Annotated in this window: 3 protein-coding genes; all 3 read right to left on the bottom strand. The window is 48.6% G+C overall.

Translation table 11 applies throughout. From position 1 onward, the window contains the following. On the bottom strand, positions 1–260 hold a 260-nt coding region (locus KIS29_11275; GenBank protein MBX8640906.1), incomplete at its 3' end, for a hypothetical protein. Then, entirely contained in the window at positions 253–594 is a 342-nt protein-coding gene (locus KIS29_11270; GenBank protein ID MBX8640905.1) for a hypothetical protein, read from the bottom strand. The genes KIS29_11270 and KIS29_11275, both read right to left, overlap by 8 nt. A gap of 10 nt (positions 595–604) precedes the next feature. Beyond that, positions 605–4,764 (bottom strand): PKD domain-containing protein (locus KIS29_11265; protein MBX8640904.1); only part of this gene is annotated, 4,160 nt, incomplete at its 5' end.

Raw genomic sequence — 4,764 nt, 5'->3', positions numbered from 1 at the left:
ATCCTTGAACTGCCAGCATATTTGGATCTCAGAAGAGAGAGCTCGGCCATTGTGTCTGCCTTGCCATACTTCGTTACGGCCTTTCCAAGGGCTCTCTTTCTCAAATCATCCGCAAGGTCAAGGGTATATCCTGCCAGCGACAGGCCGTGGATATGGACCTTCTTCAGATCGGCCTGCGTGATCTTCCTGGTGATTCCCTTGAACTTCCCACTGCTCTTTGGATACACTCTCCCATCCTTCCTTGTTCGAAATTCAGTCATTTCTCTTTCCTCCTGAAACAAATTTGATATCCTCCACTATTCTCGATCTCAGTGCAGGCCTGTTGTAATCCAACCTGTACAGTTCCCCTAATTTTCTCAGTGTCTCCTTGTGGCCATATTTCTGTTCAGCCCTGGTTAATGCACTCCTTCTCTGACCCATTGGAAGGTTTATGTGATATCCCAGAGAGGTCAGGGAACCCGGATGCCTTATTCCCACGCCTGTGAGATCCTCAACCTGCCTGGGCGTCAGAGGCCTTGTTATTGCAGACTTTCCACTGTGGATTGGTATGACCCGCTTCTTTCCGTTCTTCTTCACTGTTCTAAACTGCGTCATTTTCAATACCTCACTTTCCCTTCAACACTATCTTCTCGCTCTTTCCTCTCGGGCTCAGCCCCTGCACTATGAGATCAGGATTGTCCTGCCTTCTCAGGGAAGCATAAGCGATGACAAGCCCTCCAATGGTCAGTATGGTGATCAGGAAGTTGCTGAATCCTCCAAAGAATGCTATGACATCAGCCAGAGAGAATGTGGATGATGAATACTGGGATGTGACCTGAAACTCCACTGTGATATGATTGGACTGGGAATTGTTGTTGAATGCTACGATGCTGATTCCATATGTGCCTGCAGGATAGTCCCTCTGGTCCATTGTCAAATTGAAGTAAGCAAGTTCACCGGCTGCCGTATATGTGGAGTTGATCTCGGAAATGTTCAGGGGAGTTGTTCCAAGGAAAGCCTCGACGGCAATGATTCCGCTGGTTGACAGTACCTTGATGGTGTAATAGTCCATTGGACCATTCACTGATCTGGTGTATGAGATTGCAATGCTGCTGTTTGACCCCTGAGGAAGTACCTCAATGACCCTGTGGACTGTTGCAGATGCCCCAAGCCCATCTGTTACAGTGACTGAAACAGAATAATTGCCAGGATTCTGGAAATAATACAGAACTGATTGACCGGATTCCGATGTGCCGTTGATGTCCCAGGAATATGTGAATGAGCTGCTGTCAGGTGCAGTTGCTGTTGCATTGAGGGAGAGCATTGTGCCCTCCGGAATGATGGATGGAGGACTGAAAGCCAGCACCGGCACTGCGGGTATCATTCGGACTGTCAGATACTGGATCCAGGTTTTCCCATTGCCGTACGAAAATGTGGCAATAACAGTGTTCAGTTCATTGTAAACAGGGAATTTGTATGATATGTTCATTCCCGTTATTGTCTGGCCATTGGGGAATGACCATGACATATTGTATGGGCCCTTGGCATCCCAGTTAGGGATTGCCCTGAAACTGAATGCCTGGGTGATGTTCAGGCCTGACGAATACTCAAATGACACCGGTGGAGGCAGACTCTGAATGCTCAGATTGGCCTGACCAGATGCACCGTTAGCCGAAGTGACTGAGAAATGGACGGTGTAATTTCCCACGGGGAACTGGTATGTAGGATCCTGCAAAAGGGAATAGTGTCCCGGTGAAAATGTCCAGTTGTATGAGTAGCCTGATCCTCCAAGCACTGATGAGGAAAACTGCACAGAGAGAGGCCCAAGCCCCGAGGTCTGGTTTGCTGCGATGGCGACATAGAGGCCAACATCTATGGTGAAATTCTTTGTCTCGGTGTATCCACCCTGATCGGATACCTGTACCTCAAATGTGTCCGGACCGGAGGATGAAAAGACATGGGATATGGATGTGCCGGTTTCATGCTGCCCTGACGGGAATATCCAACTTATCTGGTATGGGGAAATTCCGCCGGTTATGTTTGCATTCAGGGAGAATGGCCTGGATACCACGGGCTTCCCTGACCATGATACCGATACGGTGGGATCGGGATGCACAGCCACCGTTATTGATGAGGATGCATCCTTGCCGAATGAATCTGAAATGATCAGTTGCACAGAGTAATTGCCCGGTGTCTTGAATGCATATGACACTGTGCTGTTATCAAACTCATGGCCTGCTATGATCCATTCATACCCGTATGGGCCGATGCCGCCAAAGCCTGATGCACGGAACTGATCGCTTACATTGGCATCCAGATCTGTTGAGGAAGCTATGATCGAAGCACTGGGATATGAGGCCACAGTTATGTCGGTAGAATAGGAATCGGAAATCCCCTGGGAATCGGTTATTACAAGCCTGACGGGGTAAATTCCGGCACTGCTGAACGACCATGTTATGGAGCTGCCGTTCCCCTCAAAAGTCCCATTTACGTACCACTGATATGTGAAGCCTGGAGTGCCGCCGGAGATGTTGGAATTGAATGTATCAGTTACATTTGGATCGATGTTGCTGTACTCCGGCACTATCCTTACCTGTGGCAGCGGATTTATCCTTATTCCAATGGATGATGATGCGCTGTTTCCTGATCCGTCTGAGATGGACAGAGTTACATTATAGGACCCGGGCTGGGAGAAGATGTATGTGAGATTGGCCTGGTAACCCACTATCCCAATTCCGGATACTGACCATGTGTAGTTGAAGAATGGGGTTCCGCCTGTCACTGATGATGTAAAATGCACAGGGATGCCAACATCAGTTGCAGATATGGATTGAGAGATCTTCACAGAAGGCTTTGGTTCCACCTGAACGTTAAGGTATGCGTATGCCCTTGATCCCTGGCTGTCTACTATGAGAAGTGAGATGTTGTATTCTCCTGGGGACGGGAATGAATATTCAAGGTACAGGCCTGAGGATGTGTTGACCCCATTGATGAACCAGTAGTAGTTGTATGGTGCTGTCCCATATGATCCGTAGCCTTCCCAGTATGTTGTTGTGGAAACATCCGTCCTGTTGGATCCTTCAATGAGTGCCGACGGTTTCTGGATTACCTTAACGGATATTGATGATGAAGAGACTTCACCAAGGGAATCGGATACGGTCAGGTTGATGTCATATGTACCTATGGCAGAGAAGTTCATGTGGAACTCCTGAGAATAATTCAGAATGCTGCCTCCCAGTGACCAGGTGTAATTGAAGGGAGATGTGCCGCCTGAAACATCGGCATAGAATGTGTCATTTATGCCCTGATCCACTGTTGAGTACTGTGCTTCCGCAGCAACAGTCGGGTCCGGATTTACGACCTCACTGACTGATGCTGTTGCTGTGTTCCCATTGGCATCCGTTACTGTCAGGGATACGGGAAAAGTGCCTGATGCAGTGAAAGTATAGTTGACATATGCTGTTGTGAACGATTGTCCATTGATGGTCCAGGAATAGCTGAACGGGCCTGTACCTCCCGATATGGATGCTGAGAAGTTAGCCCATATTCCCACATCAGTTGGATTGTGAACAACATGAATGACAACTGACGGATCGGCATTGACGGTCTCCTTCAGTGAATAGGATGCCGTGTGGCCATCTGAATCGGTCACAGTGACATTGACATAATATGTGCCGGCCGCTGAGAATGAATATGAGAATGACGATGCAGTGGATTCCTGAACTCCATTGATGTACCACACATATGTATCAGTGCCGGTACCGCCTGATTCTGAGGATGAAAAGGTTACAGAGTTTCCAACATCGGCGGGATTCTGGCTGCTGCTTATGGACACTGAGGGATTGGGATTGATCTTTACTGTGACAGATGCACTGCTCTGCACCCCGACTGAATCCGTTATTGTAACGGTCAGGGTGTATGATCCGGAGGAAGCGAAGGAATATGAGAAGTCCTGGGAGGCTGATATCTGCTGCCCGTTCAGGGTCCAGGAATATGAATATCCGCCGGTTCCGCCACTTGGCGTGGAGGAGAACTCTATGGGATAATTGACGTCTGCTGAACTTACATTGGAGGATGCCGATACGGTTGGATCTGAGTTGACAGTTTCAGTAAGAGACTGCGAAACTGAATACCCGGCCGCATCAGTTACGGTTAGATCCACTGAATACGATCCGGATGAACTGAATGACACATTGATGTCCTGGGTTGTATAGGTGCTCCCGTCAACTGACCAGGAATAGCTGTATCCTGGAGTACCACCTGAGACTGCTGACGTAAATTCAACCGTTCTTCCGGAATCGGTTGGATTCTGGGATGATGCCACTGTTACGGAGGGATCGGTATTGACATTCTGCGTCAGTGATGTGGATGCGGTATAGCCATTTGAATCTGTGACGGAGTATTCCAGTAGATAAGACCCGGGGCTGCTGAATGTATAGGAAAATGATGAGGATGACCCGGATGCCAGCTGGGAATCTGATGTGGATGTGCCGTCATACAGGATATAGCTGTATGATGTATATGAGCCGGAACCGCCGGAGACAGCTGTGCTGAAATCAATGGATTGCCCCACATCGGATGGGTTATGTGACGCAGAAATGGATATGGATGGGTCAGTATCAACGGTCTGGGTGATTGTATTGGACTGCACGGACACACCGTTTGAATCAGTAGCAATGACATACACCGTGTTGGAACCGGATGAGCTAAAAGAAGTCGTATATGACGACCCTGTGGCACCACTGGCTGCTGCACCGTTCAGGTACCACTGGTATGAATAGGACC

This window comes from Candidatus Sysuiplasma jiujiangense (assembly GCA_019721075.1).
Lineage (GTDB): Archaea > Thermoplasmatota > Thermoplasmata > Sysuiplasmatales > Sysuiplasmataceae > Sysuiplasma > Sysuiplasma jiujiangense.
The sequence above is the reverse complement of the archived record's forward strand: the minus strand, read 5'-3'. Positions and strand labels throughout refer to the sequence as shown.

Excerpts from the sequence above, each read along its gene's own strand:
- KIS29_11270 (MBX8640905.1), bottom strand. The coding sequence starts at position 594 with ATGACGCAGTTTAGAACAGTGAAGAAGAACGGAAAGAAGCGGGTCATA.